The sequence below is a fragment of the Moraxella sp. genome (assembly GCF_024227015.1).
Classification (GTDB): Bacteria; Pseudomonadota; Gammaproteobacteria; order Pseudomonadales; family Moraxellaceae; genus Moraxella.
In genome coordinates this window covers 1-736 of record NZ_JAAELD010000034.1, presented here as the reverse complement: position 1 = coordinate 736, position 736 = coordinate 1, and the positions used below count along the sequence as shown (strand labels likewise).

Here is a 736-nt window from a genome sequence, read left to right as displayed (position 1 = left end):
ATCACTTTTGCATTGTCGGTTTGATTCAGCTGACTATGCTTATCCACCAGCTTTTGTCTTTCGCTTTTCACCTTTGCCCCTTCTTTCCACAACTTTACGCTTATTGCTCGTTAGGTTTATTAGCCACCCGTCTGCGTGTGAACTCGCTCCTGCTAACGCGCTTCTATTTGCTCTACAATAAGTTGCACGGTTTCCTGACCGCGAAATACGTTGATATCGAGCCGATAGGCAATATGCACGCGTTTGACCATGGCATTCGGCCATGATTTTAAATCAACGTTAAACGCAATAGCATCGACCTCGTTAGCACCGTCACTTTTTAACACCATTTTTAGGTGCTTTTGGCCAACTAAGCGCTGGTCAAGTAGTGCAAATTCACCATCGAATAGCGGTGATTCAAAGCCCTGACCAAACGGACCTGCTTGACGTAATAAATGCGCAAAGGGTAAACACAGCTCTTCCGACGACAAGTCACCGTCGGAAAATAAGGCATGATTACCATCAAGCTTTGCCATATGCGCACGCGCAATATTAACAAAAGCACGCTCGAAGTCTTGAAGCTTAGCTACGGGCAAGCTTAATCCAGCGGCCATGGCGTGCCCGCCAAATTTTTCGATAACGCCAGGGTAGCGCGTATTAACTTCATCAAGTACATCGCGAATGTGCACGCCAGGAATTGAGCGTGCCGAACCTTTAATGATCTCGTCGTCTTGATGGGCAAAAGCGATAACAGGCT

General features: G+C 46.9%; 1 protein-coding gene. It reads right to left on the bottom strand.

Going from position 1 to position 736, the window contains the following annotated elements; all coding sequences use genetic code 11:
* Positions 1 to 152: 152 nt before the first annotated feature.
* On the bottom strand, positions 153 to 736 hold a 584-nt coding region (locus tag GY683_RS00700), incomplete at its 5' end, for a DHHA1 domain-containing protein (RefSeq protein WP_297286924.1).